General features: G+C 41.5%; 16 protein-coding genes. 4 read left to right on the top strand and 12 right to left on the bottom strand.

The genetic code is table 11. The features are described from left to right. Positions 1-32 precede the first annotated feature (32 nt). The 5 genes from MKY52_RS26560 to MKY52_RS26540 all read right to left on the bottom strand — a co-directional run bounded on the left by MKY52_RS26560 (position 33) and on the right by MKY52_RS26540 (position 4,928). Positions 33-1,574 (bottom strand): TPM domain-containing protein, encoded by a 1,542-nt coding sequence (locus MKY52_RS26560; protein ID WP_341054633.1) that lies wholly within the window; start codon positions 1,572-1,574, stop codon positions 33-35. A gap of 126 nt (positions 1,575-1,700) precedes the next feature. After that, positions 1,701-2,213, bottom strand: coding sequence for a hypothetical protein (locus MKY52_RS26555; RefSeq protein ID WP_341054630.1), 513 nt, complete (start codon positions 2,211-2,213; stop codon positions 1,701-1,703). A 70-nt stretch (positions 2,214-2,283) separates the two neighbouring features. Next, complete coding sequence (locus MKY52_RS26550) at positions 2,284-2,646, bottom strand: acylphosphatase (protein ID WP_341054628.1); 363 nt, start codon at positions 2,644-2,646, stop codon at positions 2,284-2,286. Between the two features lie 247 nt (positions 2,647-2,893). Beyond that, positions 2,894-3,832, bottom strand: a complete 939-nt coding sequence (gene cysK, locus MKY52_RS26545; protein WP_341054627.1) for a cysteine synthase A — start codon at positions 3,830-3,832, stop codon at positions 2,894-2,896. A 70-nt stretch (positions 3,833-3,902) separates the two neighbouring features. Next, positions 3,903-4,928, bottom strand: a complete 1,026-nt coding sequence (locus tag MKY52_RS26540; protein ID WP_042193856.1) for a LacI family DNA-binding transcriptional regulator — start codon at positions 4,926-4,928, stop codon at positions 3,903-3,905. Positions 4,929-5,254: 326 nt separating this feature from the next. Here MKY52_RS26540 and MKY52_RS26535 point away from each other — a divergent pair, with 326 nt between their 5' ends. Continuing rightward, a complete protein-coding gene (locus MKY52_RS26535) occupies positions 5,255-6,307 on the top strand; it encodes a 2,3-butanediol dehydrogenase (protein ID WP_042187954.1) in 1,053 nt (350 codons plus the stop codon). 79 nt (positions 6,308-6,386) lie between these two features. On the opposite strand, the gene MKY52_RS26530 is transcribed toward MKY52_RS26535, so the two are convergent. Continuing rightward, a complete protein-coding gene (locus tag MKY52_RS26530; protein ID WP_341054623.1) occupies positions 6,387-6,983 on the bottom strand; it encodes a GNAT family N-acetyltransferase in 597 nt (198 codons plus the stop codon). Then, entirely contained in the window at positions 6,980-7,660 is a 681-nt protein-coding gene (locus MKY52_RS26525) for an HAD family hydrolase (RefSeq protein WP_341054622.1), read from the bottom strand. Before MKY52_RS26525 ends, MKY52_RS26530 begins: the two co-directional genes overlap by 4 nt. 128 nt (positions 7,661-7,788) lie before the next feature. Here MKY52_RS26525 and MKY52_RS26520 point away from each other — a divergent pair, with 128 nt between their 5' ends. Then, on the top strand, positions 7,789-8,283 hold the full coding sequence (locus tag MKY52_RS26520) for a DUF6803 family protein (protein WP_341054620.1): 495 nt from the start codon (positions 7,789-7,791) through the stop codon (positions 8,281-8,283). Positions 8,284-8,349: 66 nt separating this feature from the next. Here MKY52_RS26520 and MKY52_RS26515 read toward each other — a convergent pair whose 3' ends face one another. Continuing rightward, entirely contained in the window at positions 8,350-9,798 is a 1,449-nt protein-coding gene (locus MKY52_RS26515) for an MDR family MFS transporter (protein ID WP_341054618.1), read from the bottom strand. A 152-nt stretch (positions 9,799-9,950) separates the two neighbouring features. Between MKY52_RS26515 and MKY52_RS26510 the strand changes: the two genes are divergently transcribed. Continuing rightward, positions 9,951-10,499 (top strand): PadR family transcriptional regulator, encoded by a 549-nt coding sequence (locus MKY52_RS26510; RefSeq protein WP_341054616.1) that lies wholly within the window; start codon positions 9,951-9,953, stop codon positions 10,497-10,499. Positions 10,500-10,559: 60 nt separating this feature from the next. On the opposite strand, the gene MKY52_RS26505 is transcribed toward MKY52_RS26510, so the two are convergent. The 4 genes from MKY52_RS26505 to msrA form a co-directional block, all read right to left on the bottom strand. Continuing rightward, positions 10,560-11,966, bottom strand: a complete 1,407-nt coding sequence (locus MKY52_RS26505; protein WP_341054614.1) for a sensor histidine kinase — start codon at positions 11,964-11,966, stop codon at positions 10,560-10,562. Beyond that, a complete protein-coding gene (locus tag MKY52_RS26500) occupies positions 11,963-12,670 on the bottom strand; it encodes a response regulator transcription factor (protein WP_179086671.1) in 708 nt (235 codons plus the stop codon). The genes MKY52_RS26505 and MKY52_RS26500 overlap by 4 nt, the downstream gene beginning before the upstream one ends. A gap of 21 nt (positions 12,671-12,691) precedes the next feature. Continuing rightward, on the bottom strand, positions 12,692-13,882 hold the full coding sequence (locus MKY52_RS26495; protein ID WP_341054612.1) for a cell wall-binding repeat-containing protein: 1,191 nt from the start codon (positions 13,880-13,882) through the stop codon (positions 12,692-12,694). 173 nt (positions 13,883-14,055) lie between these two features. Continuing rightward, positions 14,056-14,568, bottom strand: coding sequence for a peptide-methionine (S)-S-oxide reductase MsrA (gene msrA / locus MKY52_RS26490; RefSeq protein ID WP_149644416.1), 513 nt, complete (start codon positions 14,566-14,568; stop codon positions 14,056-14,058). 162 nt (positions 14,569-14,730) lie between these two features. Between msrA and MKY52_RS26485 the strand changes: the two genes are divergently transcribed. Next, complete coding sequence (locus MKY52_RS26485; protein ID WP_341054610.1) at positions 14,731-15,639, top strand: aldo/keto reductase; 909 nt, start codon at positions 14,731-14,733, stop codon at positions 15,637-15,639. Positions 15,640-15,679: the final 40 nt, after the last annotated feature.

Here is a 15,679-nt window from a genome sequence, read left to right as displayed (position 1 = left end):
CCTTTGTACCTCTTATTAACTGCATGATTTATTTAGTGTCTACCCGCTCCACCACCACTGCTGGCGCTACCCCCACCACCTGATGAGCCACCACCGCCGGAATAACCTCCTCCACCGGAAGAGCCACTATCATTGTTAGAGTAGCTGCTGCTGGAAGAGCTGGAGGAGCTGGAAGAATGTCTACCTGCACCTCCGCCTCTACTCGAGCCTCCGCCCCCACGATTCTCGTTGCTTGAGGAATATCGTCCTGCTCCGCCACCTCTAGTAGATCCGCCTCCACCACTGTTTCCCCAGAAGCTTGACTGTGAGTTATTGGATGGTGTGTTTCTATGATGATGGTGGTGATTATGATGGTGATTATTATAACGTCTGTGCCAACGTCTACCATAACCGTAATCCGCTTGACCGTACCAATTCCCATACCGACGAATATTTCTTGGGCTATACGGATTAAATGGCAAACCGTACATTTCAATATATTTATTGCGTCGTGAAAGACCATATCCGAACAATATGAGCGGAGCAAATATCAATAAGTAAATTAGAAGACCTTTACCTACACTAACACTAGTCTCCTTTGCTGAAGTGGTTGTTGAGGGAGAATTGGCGGCTGTAGTGCCTCCACTATTTCCCGTCGCTCCAACGGATTGATCCGCTCTAGCCAATAAGAAGCTGTACAAAGCATTAGAAGTTGCCGTAGCTCCCGTTCCGTAATCTTTTTTCACAAATTGGGGCTCAAGTACAGTATCCAAAATATTGCTGATTGCATCATTAGTTAGAACCTTGTCGATGTCCTTCCCTTGCAGAACATGATAGTTGTCTCCACCTATGTCTAGCACGAGCATAACATCCTTAGGGCCAGCAGCAACGGAGGCAAACTTCATGTAGGTATAATCCTGAAGTGTTTTATCTCCTGCGTTCTTTATAGTAACCACATAAATTCCGCTGCCAGTTGTAGTTTTATATCTGTTGCTAGATTCGTTCAAATAATCCTTTGTTACTTTTTTGAGTACACCGGCATTATCGGATACATAGTTTTTGGTGCCGACATTTTCCACCCAGGTCCCACCCATGGCTTGAATAAAAGCGCCATAAGTTTTACGTGCACCGTTACTATAAGTTTTAGCTGCAAAATCCGGCTCAAGATATTGAGAGAGAATATCTTTAATCTTACTGTTAGGCAACGTGTCCTCAATACCCTTACCTTGTACCGCCCAGTAGTCATCATCTTTTATAGAAAGCAGTAGCAAAAGCCCGTTATTCTTATCCGCAGAGCCTACGCCCCAGCTATTGAATAGCGAAGTTGCATACTCTTCCATCGAAACTCCATTTGTAGAATCGACTGTCACCACTACGACTTGAGCACCCGTATCCTGATGTAATCGAATCCCATAGTTCACCATGTAATTCTCAGCTTTCTCGTCGATCACATTCGCAAAATCATTCACATAAAATGACCCAGTATGCTTAGGTACAGCTGTCTTAGCTGAAGTTAAAACCGGAAGAAGCAAAACACTTAACATCAGGGTGGCAAGTGTGGTAAGAAGCATTTTTCTAAAAATTCTGTAGTTCATATGTACCTCCTGCTCTATCATAATCTCTTTTATTTATCGGTTACGCTCAGTTTACACAATAGTTCCATTTTGTTCTATTCAATAAACCACACATCCAGATGTTACATAAAGCCCCGGCCGCCAAATTTACATAAAGAAATTAGCACTTTCAGGTTTAGATATAGCTATAATAATGAAAATAATAATAATTAGGTTAATCAATATGCTTATGAAAAACTCTGATAATTTATTTTGATCTCTACGAAAAACTAATCGATTTAACTGAAACCCTAATGATATTCCCTCACCAATTAAATTAATAGGCAATAATATTAAAGGATAAAGGGCTATTACATAGAGTAATTCCCAAAGCAGCGCCCCAACAATAAATAAGAGAATTACAAGACCAATATGTATCAACGGCCACATTAAAATGATTGTACTGAACACGGATGTCCCTTCAATTAAAAATCCAAGCATTATTCCAACACTAATCAATAAACAAAGAAAACTCAAAGAGGACCCAAAGGGTACAGCCGCGTGGCTGAATACCTTTCCATCGAATTGATCAATAATATCAATACCATATGTAAAGCAAGCGATTGTTAAAATGATCAGAAAAATGAACTGAGAAACTTTAATCCCAATTAATCTATTCATGTTTTTCTCCTCTATCTTCCTAATCTAGCGCAATATAATCTACTTCAGAATTCTACTAATCCATATGTACTTATTTCACTATCGTAAAACCTTTCTCACTCTCATTAAGAGGCAGATCACTCATAGTTACTTTCTTTACAGATGCCCGTTTCAATGATTTCATGCAATGAACTAAAAAAGAGATTTGCTGCTCTTCTCCTTGTACTTCTACCTCTACACTTCCGTCTTTTAAATTTTTAACCGTACCCGTTAATCTCATTCTTTCAGCAATCGTATATATTTCCAAGCGGAATCCTACGTTTTGAACTCTACCTGAGAAAACCACTTTCTTTCTAACGACAGGACTTGAAGGAAAATCCAGTAACTGAATACGATTTGCATGCCAAATCACATAATTATTTCTAACTTTTTTGAACACATTCACACGTTTCATACTCCTTTTTTAGAACTACTACGATTTATGCTATATTGTACCATAGCCAATGGTAAAATAAGGGGCTGAATTGATCACTCTTTAATTACTAAATACACAAAAAGACTCAGCATTCCGCTGAGCCTCCTTGTTTGTATTAACCTCAGTGCTAGAAATTTAAATACTCCGGATCTGCACTCATCCGATGGGTTTGATTCAATTCGTTAATTCTAGCCACTTCTTCTGTATTATCTTAGGTCAAACCAATCTATTCGTTAAAATCAAACAGAGTAGTTGTTAAATAACGTTCACCAGTATCCGGCAAAATCACCACAATCGTCTTCCCTTTATTTTCTGGACGTTTAGCAATTTGTGTAGCTGTATATACCGCGGCGCCAGACGAGATCCCTACAAGTAATCCCTCGGTCTTGGCAATTTCACGCGCTACATTAAATGCGTCTTTATTCTTCACCTGAAAAATCTCATCAACAACCTCTTTATTGTAAATCTCCGGAATGAAGTTAGCCCCAATTCCTTGAATTCCATGCGCACTAGGCCGGCCACCAGATAATACTGGTGAATCAAACGGTTCAATAGCAACGATTTGTACCAAAGGGTTCTTAGCCTTCAAAGCTTCCCCAACCCCTGATATGGTGCCTCCAGAACCAACACCTGCGATAAAAATATCTACATTTCCATCAGTATCTCGCCAAATTTCTTCCGCTGTAGTCGTTCTGTGAATTTCCGGGTTAGCTGGGTTGCTGAATTGTTGTGGAATGAATGCATGTGGAATTTCCGCTGCCAATTCCTCCGCCTTTCTCAAAGCACCGCTCATCCCTTCAGCTCCAGGTGTTAATACAAGCTTAGCACCAAGCGCAGCCATCACCTTACGGCGTTCAATACTGAATGTATCCGGAAGAACGATAATCAACGGGTACCCAAGGCTGGTTGCAGCCATTGCAAGGCCAATGCCGGTATTGCCACTTGTTGGCTCTATAATTACAGAATCCTTATGAATTAAGCCTTTATCCTCAGCATCTTTGATCATCGCATAACCTATACGATCCTTGACGCTACCTCCAGGATTAAAAGACTCTAACTTGGCAAGGATTTTTGCTTCAACGTTCTGAGATTTACTATATTTCGAAATTTCCAATAACGGTGTATTACCAATCAAATCTGTTACGCTTTTATATATTTTAGCCATAATAATCTCCTCATTTCATATTCCCCCATCAACTTACTTAGTATTAAGTCTAACAGGATTTAGAGGATTTTCAACCTGTCGTACTACGCTTAACCGAAACACTAGACTCTCGCACAATTAAACGCGGATCAAGCTGCACCCTTTGGTAGTCGCCCGTAATATTATCCTGAATGCGTTGCAACAGAAGCTGAGTAGCCAATCGGGCGACTTCATTGCCCATGATCGAGACCGAACTAATCTGCGGACTAGTAATGGTTGTCCATGCGTTATTATCCACCCCTACCACTGCCACATCCTCAGGAACACGAACGCCTAACTCTTTAAATCGGTTTACAATCCCTATAGCAACCATGTCATTTACAGCATATATTGCATCTGGCATATGGGTCAGGCTATAGAAATAATCTGCAGCTTGTACCCCCGTTTGCAAGGAGAAATCCTCCCCAAAATAAACCAAAGAAATATCCACTTGATTTAACGCCTGCTGATAGGCAAGATAACGATCCTCAATGAGATCCTTCTGAGCTCCTGCGTAAGCAATTCTAGTTCGGCCAATATTGCTTAGATGTTCCATGATTAGCTGGCCCTCAAAACGTGACAGGCTTACGATATCCGCTTTCACATTCTCTGTAATTCGTTTCCCGTAGTTAATGATGGAGACAGGAACACTCGATTTATTAATTAGCTCTACCATAGTCTTGGGATAAGCAAGAGGCATGATAATGAGTCCATCAACATGTAATTTCTTGATCTCGCGAATCGTTTCGAGCTCTGTCCGCGGATTTCCGGAAGTATTAATCTGAATGACTCGATAGCCGTCCTGTTTAGCTGCTTGCTCCACGGACCAGGCGATATCTGGAATAATGGCATTTCGAATGTCGGGAACGGCCAGAGCGATTTGCTTCGTTTGGCGAATCTTCAGACTTTGTGCAGAGGTATTAGGTGTAAAACCCATCTCCTCAATCACTTGCAGTACTAATGCCTTAGTCTTGGAACTAATTCCCTCCGAATTATTAATCGCTCTTGAAACAGTAGCAATACCTACTCCCGCTCGTTTCGCTACATCCTCTATGGTTACTTTGTTTTTATTAGCCAAGTTGATAGTCCCCTCATTTTCGGAATCGTTTCCGTAATCATAGCTATTATTAAATCTATCCGTCTCATTCAAGCCGTTTTTCCGATGTATTTATTATAACATATATGTACTTATAAAAGCACTTATAGCAAGTACGACACAGTCTATATATGCCTGTTATCGCTAAGTTTAGGTGAAATTTTTCACTAATTTTTGATATTAATATTTTAGTATTTAAATTTGACAATATGAAAATTATGTGACATATTTGTTCTCGGAAACGTTTCCTCTTTTCCAGGATAAAAACACTATTTATTATCAATTAATTAATCTAGGAGATGAATGATATGCAAGCATTAAGATGGCATAACGTCAAAGATCTACGGTTAGAAACGATTGAAGAACCAGCAGCACTTGAAGGAAAAGTGAAAATCAAAATAGAATGGTGCGGGATTTGTGGCAGCGATCTTCACGAATATGTAGCCGGTCCTATTTTCATTCCCCAAGGTACAGATCATCCCCTTACTGGTGAAAAAGCGCCAGTCGTAATGGGACATGAATTCTCTGGACAAATCGTTGAAGTAGGTCAAGGCGTTAGCAAGTTTAATGTTGGTGATCGAGTTGTCGTTGAACCAGTTTTTGCATGTGGTGAATGTGTAGCTTGTCGACAAGGCAAATACAATCTTTGTGAAAAAATGGGTTTTCTAGGTTTGGCTGGAGGCGGCGGTGGATTCTCAGAATACGTTGCAGCAGACCAACATATGGTGCACAAAATTCCTGACAGCTTGTCCTATGAGCAAGGCGCTCTAGTAGAACCTTCTGCAGTTGCTCTGCATGCTGTTCGTTCCAGTCAATTGAAGGTCGGAGATAAAGCTGTAGTATTTGGCGCTGGCCCTATCGGTTTGCTTGTGATTGAAGCTTTGAAAGCTTCCGGTGCAGCTGAAATTTATGTTGTTGAACTCTCAGAAGAACGTAAGAGCAAAGCTGAGGAACTTGGTGGTATTGTAATCGATCCTAAACAATATGATGTGGTTGAAGAAATTCAAAAACGTACCGATGGCGGCGTGGATGTTGCTTTTGAAGTCACAGGTGTCCCTCCCGTTCTAACACAAGCTATCAATTCCACTAAATTAAGTGGTCAAATCATGATCGTTAGTATTTTTGAAAAAGATGCTACGATTACTCCAAACAACATCGTACTTAAAGAACGTAATTTAACTGGTATCATCGGATACCGTGATGTATTCCCAGCAGTAATTAGTCTCATGGAACAAGGTTACTTCCCTGCAGACAAACTAGTGACTAAAAGAATCAAATTGAACGAAGTGATTGAACACGGGTTTGAGGCGCTTTTGAAGGAAAAAAATCAAGTGAAAATTCTTGTAAGTCCTAAACAATAACCATAAACAGCCAAGTGGCTGATCTATAGAGCAAGAGTCCTTCTCCATAAGAGAGGGACTCTTGGCTTCTTTTATACAATTATGAGTACTTCTCATTTAATAAATAATGCAGATTTTCTTTTACCGATGGCCATTCTTTATCCAAAATACTAAAGACAACATTATCATGAATCGAACCATCCGATCTAATTCTATGCTGGCGTAGGACCCCTTCTTTTACAGCCCCTAATCGTTCTACCGCTCTTTGAGACCTCAAATTAGTCTTCACCACTGTAAACTCTACACGAATCAGCTTTAGCTCTTCAAAACAATAGTGAAGCAGTAATGACTTAGCCTCGGTGTTCACACTCGTTCTCCAATATTCAGGTGAGATCCACGTACATCCGATTTCAGCATTGCGATGAACCAAATCCGGATGCATGATTCGAGTGGTACCGACGATTTGTCCAGTAGCTTTTTCAATGATGACGAAGGGAATTTGCGATTCATTGTTTTGATTTGTGAATGCGGTTGTGATTAAATCCTGTACCTGCTCGTCCGACGTTATTTTTCGCCAAGTAAATTCCCAGATGTTTGGATTTCTTAATACTCTCGCTAGCCCTTCTACATGGCTGTCATCCATTGGAACCAGCTTGACTGTATTGCCCTCCAAGATTGAATTACGAGGTTGGATCATTTCGCACACCGCTCTCTTAATGATATATGTTGGATGATATCCGCAACTTCTTCTACTCGATAAGCGATATGATCTGCCCCAGCATTCTCCAGTTCTTCTTTAGGTCCGTAACCAAACGTCACACCAATAGATTCTACTCCACAACCTACAGCACCGATAATATCATGCTCTCGGTCCCCAATCATCACAGCTTCCTCCGGAAGAATAGCATTCTGATCGAGTACGTACTGTATCACGTCTTTCTTTTTAGAACGGGTGCCATCCAGATTACTACCACCGATATGTTCAAAATAATGATCTAGTTTATAATGCTCAAGAATTTGTTCTGCAAAAACAGTAGGCTTAGAGGTGGCTACATACAATGAAAATCCTTTATTCTTGAGGTCTTCCAGCAATTGCGGTATACCTTCAATCACCATATTCTCAAGCATTCCAACGGTGCTGTAACGCTCACGGTAGAATACAACTGCTTGTTGCGCTTGTTCCTCTGAGAACTGATGCAGCTCGATAAATGAATCATAAAGAGGTGGGCCTATGTAAGGAAGAAGCTTATCCAAATGCTCGATCTGAATATCAAATTTGTTCAATGCGTATTCTACGCTTTTTGTTATGCCTTCTTTAGGGTCCGTTAATGTACCATCCAAATCAAATAAAATACTTTGTAGTCCTCTTCCCACTGCTGTCTTGCTCCCCTCAATTGATATTAATGGATGTATTTATAATACCTTCGTTTCTACATACTTTCCACATACTTCTCGAATACGATCAGTACGAAAGTTATTTTTATATATCGGAGGAGTATTTTATGAACATGACCCATTATATGTCTTTGCTAGCGGATAATCAGCCTTGGAACTTGATTTTATTTATGGCGATCCCTGTGATTTTTGCTGAGACGATCACCGTTACAGAGTTTATTATTTTGTTCACCCAAAATCTAAAAGGCTCTTTACGGACCTTTAACAAAATCTGTAGCATTCTGGCCGGGTTGTACTTCACAGGGGTATTCCTCTACTTGTTTCCTACCGCATTCATCCCTTTGTCAGTGAATGGTGAGTGGCACACATGGGTTGACGTGGTAGCCGTAGGCTTCTATTTGAGCGGAGTGCTTTTCTTATTACCGCTAGCTTTGTTAGATCTTGGTCTGATCGCTCGTAAACGAACAGATGAACAGAAAATGAAGCTCCATTTTATACTCATCAGTGGATTCTTGGTTGTAGCACATATCGCGATGATATTCGGGATGATCAATCCGGAAATTGTGGGCAGCATGGGTGGAATGGGCGACATGATGCACTAACTTAACATATAAAAAAAGCAGATCAAGGCTTAGCCCTTGGTCTGCTTTTCTAATGTGATGCGAAGGTTATCCCGCACTTTGAACAGAAATCACACTACGCTTCTTGCGCAATAAAAACATAAGTGGTAATCCAAACAACACGATGATAGAGCCGACTACGAATACATCATTCACACCCATAGTGAACGATAATAATCTTATCGAATCTGCATTACCTGAACCTGAACTGATCAATTCTTTAGAGTGCAGTAAGGATCTTGTGGACAAAATAGAAGTGAACACCGCAATCCCAAGTGAGCTTAACACATTCCGAACCCAGTTGTTGATCGATGTGGCATGACCTGACCATTCGACTGGAATTTCCTCCATAGACGCTGTGCTACTCGGAACGTTAGCTAATCCAATACCTAAATTCCGAACAACCATTGCCCACATAATGAAGCTGTAAGAAACATTTGTATGCAGCCGGCTCATCATGAATAAACCGATGAAAATAAATAAAATACCAGCAGAAATTAACTTCACAGGCCCAAACTTTGGATACATCTTACCCACGATTGGACTAAGTAAAGCCAGCAGAATCGAAGATGGCAATAAGATAAGCCCCGTTTTAAGCGTTGTTGCTCCTTCTACTGTTTGTAAGAACAATGGTGTTAAGTAAGTTCCAGCATACATCGCTATCGTCACCAGGCTATAGATACTAAGCATGGCAGTAAAGCGGCGATTTCGGAAGACGCGCAGATTCAGCAGTGGTACTTCCGCCTTCAGCTCGTGCAAGACAAAGTAAACTAGAAGAACGATGCCCACAAGGATTAAGGATAAGGTCTTCCATGAACTCCACCCCCAGCTGTTGCCTTGGCTAAATGCAGTTAGCAATGATAAACTCCCCAGTACTACGGTAAGAAATCCAGGAATATCAAAGGACTTCGGAACATTCATTCGATAGTATGGAATTAACGCTACAGTCAGAATAATAGCAATGATCCCAATGGGAATGTTAATTAAGAATAACCAGTGCCAGCTTGCATACTGAAGTAACCATCCGCTAAATGTCGGACCAATGGCTGGGGCAACCATCGCGGACAGTGACCACAGGCTCACAGCGAAAGGTCTGCGTTCAGACGGAATCACTTGGAAAATAATCGTCATGGTACAAGCCATAATCAATCCGCTGCAAGAGCCTTGAAGCATTCGAAATACAATCAAAGAGGTTGGATTCCAAGCTATTGCACAGAGTAGGGAGAACATGGTGAATCCCATCAAAGCGAATAGATACAGTCGCTTATAGCTAAATCTGCCTCCCAGATATCCGGCAAGTGGTGCAGTTACTCCCGTTGCTAACATAAAACCTGTAACCATCCATTGCATAGTGTTCAGGTTCGAATGGAAATGATTCATTAAAAGAGGAACAGCTATGTTGATGGTCGTTGTACTTAAGACAGAGACGAAGTTTCCGAAGAATATGGCAATCATTATAGGCCAAAAATGAATTTTACTTTCTTGTTTAACGTCCACGCTACCCCTCCTCATCTTTTTTATATGTCTACTTTTACATATATAATTTAACTTAAATAATGTTATAATCATATTGAATATATGTCAATGATGACATATGCCTAAAAATCACAATAATAACGGATATATAATAACTGGAGGGCTTCAGAGTAATGAATACACTGTCTTATGGACTTCTTACTTTACTTAGTGCTAATTCGTTGTCTGGATATGAATTAACACAGAATATCAAACCGTTATGGCGAGCAGGACATAGTCAAATCTACCCTCTTCTAATGAGCATGGAGCAGCAAGGTTATATTTCATATCAGCTCATTGAGCAGTCGGATAAGCCGGATAAAAAGGAATACTCCATTACGAAAGCAGGACTTGAGCAATTGCGGAGATGGGTGGAGACTCCAGCAGAGCCTCCAGTTCTACGTGACGAGCTACATTTTAAGCTGTATAGTCTATGGCTCTCCAAACCCGAGGAGGCAAAAGAACTTCTACAAAAACGAGCGGAATTTTGTAAAAGCGAGCTAGAACGATACAAGGTCTTGCTGAAGGCTAACGAAGTCTTACGTGATGAACGAGGTGAGACTCGTGAATTAAAAGCAACGACTTTTGGACGCTATTTACTCATTCGGAAACGTGTGCTCGATATGGAGAGCTCTATACAATTTTGCGAATGGGCACTTGAAGAGCTTGAGCCAGCAAAATAGCGTTAGTTGACTTCAAGTAAAAAGAGACTTCGCGTACATACGCAAAGTCTCTTTTGGCTCTTATTTTTCGGATTTTGTTAATCTAGGTAACAGCACCTCGCAACGGGTTCCAACTCCAGGCTGACTTGTAATTCGAATCTTACCGCCCTGTAATTCTACAAGCTTTTTAACAATGGATAGTCCAAGACCTGTACCACCATATTGCCTGGATCGTGATTTCTCAACTCTGTAGAAGCGTTCAAAGACATAGGGTAGTTCTTCCTCAGGAATACCTATTCCGGTATCCTCTACAATAAATAAAACGGTATCCCCGTCGGCATCCTCATCTACATGGACAGTAATCTCACCTTCATCCGTATAACGGATCGCATTCTCCAGAAGATTCATCATAATCTGTTCCATACGCTTTTCATCTCCACGAACCCTATACGAATCTCCATGATACATAATCTTCAGCTGAAGTCCCTTTTCTTTGGCTTTCAATTCCACTCTGCGTACCGCTTGTTCTGCCATGTGCTTAAGATCTATCCAGTCCAGCGTAAGTGAGATCTTGCCTTCTTCCATCTTTGCCAGTTCAAATAAATCTTCTACCAGATGCTCAAGCCGATGCGCTTCCTCGTGAATAATATCCAAATACAGATCTCGTTCCCCTTCGTTCTCATAGAGTCCATCTTTTACGACCTTGGTATACCCTTTCAAATAGGTGATGGGTGTCCGCAGTTCATGAGAAATGTTGGCTAAAAATTCCTGACGCGTATCCCTGTATCTTTGCAGATCTATAGCAAGGTCGTTAATAGCTCCTGCCAAAAATCCGATTTCATCGTTACTACGTATGGAAAGTCTCGTTTCCAATTCACCGGCAGCAATTTTTCTAGTCGCCTTCTGCATCTTGATCAGCGGCCTGGATAACAACAAACTAATTATTCCCGTAATTCCTAGTGCCAATATAAAGGCCCCAATTCCTGCGAGCAACAGTAGGTTACGGATAGAAGCCAAGGATTGCTTCATGTTCTCTGTAGAGGACATTACATATAGTGCAGACTGGATGGTTTGACCATTTGAAATTGGTTTTCCAGTGATGAAATATCTGTGTCCAGTAGGATCTGTATACTCAAAATCCACACTTTTTCCGGCAAATATCCGACTAATATCCGAAGCATTTATGAATGAACGATCTGCGCGGTCATGAACACCCGAATGGAGAATGACACTACCGTCTTTTGAAATATTAAATATACTCACGTCCGAAAACTCTGCAAAAGTACTCATCATCTGCTCGTTTGAACTATCCGGCGATTCAGCCATTCCGATAAAATGCGAGGTTAGTTCCTCAGTTTCTTTTTGCATCTCGTTGTAATAAAAACTGGTAAACATTCGATCTATCGTTATCCCAAGAATAAGCAAAACAACTAAAAAAACAGACATAATAACTGACCCGAGCTTCAGTCCGATAATATTATTCTTCATAGATGATTACCTGGGATCTCAAATTTATAGCCTAATCCCCATACCGTTTGAACAGGATTATAAGACAGACCCGCCTTATGTAATTTCTCGCGAATATTCTTAATATGTGTGTCGATGACACGGTTCTCACCCTCATAATCATTGCCCCATAAACGCTCCACTAGTTCTTCTCTCGTAAAGACTCGGTGCGCATTTTGCGCCAAGGCCGTTAGCAGATCAAATTCCTTGAGTGTAAACTCAACTGCTGTATCCAGAATATGTACCTCACGAGCATCCGGGTAAATCGCTAGCTCAGGGTAGCTCAGAACCTTTTTCAGAGGTTGTTGGGTCGATGTAAGCATTGAACGCCGTACCAAAGAATAAATTCTTGCGACTAATTCCTCTGGCTCGAACGGTTTGGTGAGATAGTCATCCGCTCCTATTCCGAGGCCACGAACCTTGTCCTTAGTTTCCGAGCGAGCTGTTAGCATTAGAACGGGGACAGAGCTTACCTCTCTAACGGCTTTACAGACCTGCCAGCCATCCATATCTGGCATCATCACATCCAGCAGGATTAGATCAAAGTTCTGTTGTTTCAGCAAAGTGAGTGCCTCATGCCCCGTTGACGCTTCTCTAGTCGTTATTCCTTCTCTTGTTAAATAAATCCGAATTAAATTTCGCATGTTCCATTCATCGTCAACGATCAGTACCTGAAGCTTATTCAAGTTGTTCACCCTCTTCGTGGCTTAGTGACCGGAATGTGGATTGCCTCCTGCAACCGGTGAGATTTCCAGCATATCATCGATTTCGCTTTGAGCACTTTCTTTTATTGCGTTGATGTCCCCAGTTAACCAAGCATGATTATAGGGGCCTTCTGCTGGTGAATCTTGAAATTTAGGTTGAAGGGTCATCATATATTCCATCACGGAATCTGGCAACCCATCTTTTTCCGTAAAGATAAGCGGTGCATGTTTCCCTAAATGCGAAAAAGGTGCAGCGGCGATCGCCAGCATCGTTGAATCGGTAGTCAACAAAGACAAATTATGTCCAGGTGTCGTTATGTCCCAGCCGAAACCGTTGCTGGCGTCCTTAAAAGTAGCAAAAGCAATGGCATTCTCATAAATGTCTTTTCCAGCTATACGGGTTACTGTGCCGAATTCCTGTAATTGCTTTTCTACTGCTGTAGATACAACTTTTTCAGGTCCTAAGATATAAATTGTAGCCGAACCTCCACGCTCTTTCAAAGCATTAACCGTAGGGTCTGGAATTTCATCTTTTGTTACATAGAGAAGCGGCTCTGGCATATGGGCGATCCAATTCACTGCAGGCAGTGTGTACTCAGGACTATCCATAGAACCTACAATGACTGCCTTTGGAAGTTCACCAGAAGCTTTTGCATAATAAGTATCAATGGCTTGTGCTATAGCTGCAGGCTCGTCCCCTTCAATTCGGTCTACTTTCAGATCCAGTGTCTTTAATTGTTCTTCGACATTGGAAGCCATGGGTCCGACGAGCACTACTTGTACACCATTATTACCTTCTGCGCCTAAAGGATTCAATCGCTTAAGCTCTGCTAACGTTGCCTCAGGGACACCCTCTATAGTTGTAAAAAGAATAGGGCCATTATTCGGATGATGGATCAAATCCGCACTAACCGCGGCAATCTGCCAATTGCTTACATCCGTTAATACTACACTTGAAGGTCTGTTGTTCTTCGTCTGTGCAGTCCATAGGGTTTGTGAAACGATAACTGCTGCCTCAATAGGGTCAGAAGTGTTTATACGAGTTGTGTTTTTTGTTGCGATCCACGGTTGATCCACTGACGATATAGAAGCTTGCTTATCTGATCCAGATGGGGCATTATTGCCCGATTGACAGCCAGCTAACACTGCACTCAGTAGCAAGGTTACAGCAACTATGGGTATGATTTTTTTCATCCTAAACCCTCCATTTTAAATTTCTCGCTTGATTTAGAGTAGTTTAGTCTATAAATGTGTAGAAAGTATGTAGAATTTAAAATATATAAAATTTGTATATGATGCAAAAAGAGCACCTGTAAGCCATGAACGACTTAGGATGCTCTTTTACTTTAGAAATTCCGTTTCTGCAATTACCAGTGTTTAGCGATAAAGGTATCCCGTCCGGATTGCTCACGATCCTCTTTATAATGCTTGGGATTCTTGTGATGATAGTCCTGATGATATTCTTCCGCTCGATAAAAGGTTGGCGCTGGAAGGATTTCCGTCACAACGGGTCCTGAGAATCTGCCACTCACAGCAACCTGCTCCTTCGAGGCAAGGGCTGCTAAACGTTGTTCTTCGTTATAGTAAAAGATGGCTGTCCGGTATTGTGTTCCTCTATCCTGAAATTGTCCACCATCATCCGTGGGATCAATCTGAGGCCAATATAATTCAAGCAGCTTCTCGTATGAAAAAAGCGATGGATCAAACGTAATTTGTACCACCTCGTAATGTCCTGTTGTTCCTGTTTTGACTTCTTCGTAAGTTGGGTTCTCGGTTAATCCTCCAGCATATCCCGATACAATCCCTTGGATACCTGGTAACTCCTCGAACGGTGTAACCATGCACCAAAAGCAACCACCTGCAAACATAGCTTGTTCCATATGTTCAAGTCTCTCCCTATCCATCATCATCTAGTAATAACATATGCTATGACGATAATGCTTCTAGGTTATAATGTCAAAGGAAATCATTCATTTACATTCGAATTCGATGCTTTAAGGCGTTATAATATAACAAACAACGGAATTAGAAAGGAACAACCTATGAATAAAAATCGTTTGGGTCAGTCCGATTTATATGTAAGTGAAGTAGGACTCGGATGCATGTCCTTAGGTACGGATGAGGCAAAGGCCATTTCCATCGTCCATGAAGCGCTCGATCAAGGCATTAACTTTTTAGATACAGCCGATCTGTATGATGAGGGTCGTAATGAAGAGATCATTGGTAAGGCGATTCGCCACCGCCGCGGTGAGGTGATATTGAGTTCAAAAGTGGGTAACCGCAGAATTCCAGGTCAAGAAGGCTGGAGCTGGGATCCATCAAAATCCTATATTAAATCCGCAGTCAAAGACAGCCTAAGACGCCTCCAAACGGATTATATCGATCTGTATCAGCTGCATGGCGGAACGATCGATGATCCGATGGATGAAACTATTGAAGCCTTTGAAGAACTTAAGCAAGAGGGGCTAATCCGATATTATGGGATCTCTTCTATTCGACCTAATGTCATTAGAGAATATGTAAAAAAATCAAATATTGTCAGTGTAATGAGCCAATACAGCATTTTAGATCGACGTCCTGAGGAGGAAATCCTCCCTCTGCTGGCCGAGCATGGGATCAGTCTTATTGCCCGGGGTCCTTTGGCGGGTGGCATCCTTTCGGAGAACGGCCGCAGTAAGGCAGAGAAGAAGTACTTAGATTACAGCAGTGAGGAGCTTCTGAAGTTGCATGATCAGCTTATCCAGGAAACGAGCCACTCTCGCCCCTTAGCACAAACTGCACTTCATTATCCTCTAGCTAATCCATCTGTAGCGGTTATCATTCCTGGAGCGAGTAGCATGGAGCAGTTGAAGAATAATGTAACGGCTACTAAGGCAGACTCATTGTCTGCGGAAGAAATCAAAGTGATTCAGAGATTGAGCAAAGCGAATCGTTACACACTACATTTGTAAAGTAGTCTGTCATTTATAAAATTAAGAGCGCCAGTTAAGA

Source organism: Paenibacillus sp. FSL P4-0184 (assembly GCF_038004625.1).
Lineage (GTDB): Bacteria > Bacillota > Bacilli > Paenibacillales > Paenibacillaceae > Paenibacillus_AQ.
The sequence above is the reverse complement of the archived record's forward strand: the minus strand, read 5'-3'. Positions and strand labels throughout refer to the sequence as shown.

Excerpts from the sequence above, each read along its gene's own strand:
- MKY52_RS26495 (WP_341054612.1), bottom strand. The coding sequence starts at position 13,882 with ATGAAAAAAATCATACCCATAGTTGCTGTAACCTTGCTACTGAGTGCA.
- MKY52_RS26505 (WP_341054614.1), bottom strand. The coding sequence starts at position 11,966 with ATGAAGAATAATATTATCGGACTGAAGCTCGGGTCAGTTATTATGTCT.
- MKY52_RS26530 (WP_341054623.1), bottom strand. The coding sequence starts at position 6,983 with ATGATCCAACCTCGTAATTCAATCTTGGAGGGCAATACAGTCAAGCTG.
- MKY52_RS26535 (WP_042187954.1), top strand. The coding sequence starts at position 5,255 with ATGCAAGCATTAAGATGGCATAACGTCAAAGATCTACGGTTAGAAACG.
- MKY52_RS26550 (WP_341054628.1), bottom strand. The coding sequence starts at position 2,646 with ATGAAACGTGTGAATGTGTTCAAAAAAGTTAGAAATAATTATGTGATT.
- MKY52_RS26485 (WP_341054610.1), top strand. The coding sequence starts at position 14,731 with ATGAATAAAAATCGTTTGGGTCAGTCCGATTTATATGTAAGTGAAGTA.
- MKY52_RS26520 (WP_341054620.1), top strand. The coding sequence starts at position 7,789 with ATGAACATGACCCATTATATGTCTTTGCTAGCGGATAATCAGCCTTGG.
- cysK (WP_341054627.1), bottom strand. The coding sequence starts at position 3,832 with ATGGCTAAAATATATAAAAGCGTAACAGATTTGATTGGTAATACACCG.
- MKY52_RS26510 (WP_341054616.1), top strand. The coding sequence starts at position 9,951 with ATGAATACACTGTCTTATGGACTTCTTACTTTACTTAGTGCTAATTCG.
- MKY52_RS26560 (WP_341054633.1), bottom strand. The coding sequence starts at position 1,574 with ATGAACTACAGAATTTTTAGAAAAATGCTTCTTACCACACTTGCCACC.
- msrA (WP_149644416.1), bottom strand. The coding sequence starts at position 14,568 with ATGGAACAAGCTATGTTTGCAGGTGGTTGCTTTTGGTGCATGGTTACA.
- MKY52_RS26555 (WP_341054630.1), bottom strand. The coding sequence starts at position 2,213 with ATGAATAGATTAATTGGGATTAAAGTTTCTCAGTTCATTTTTCTGATC.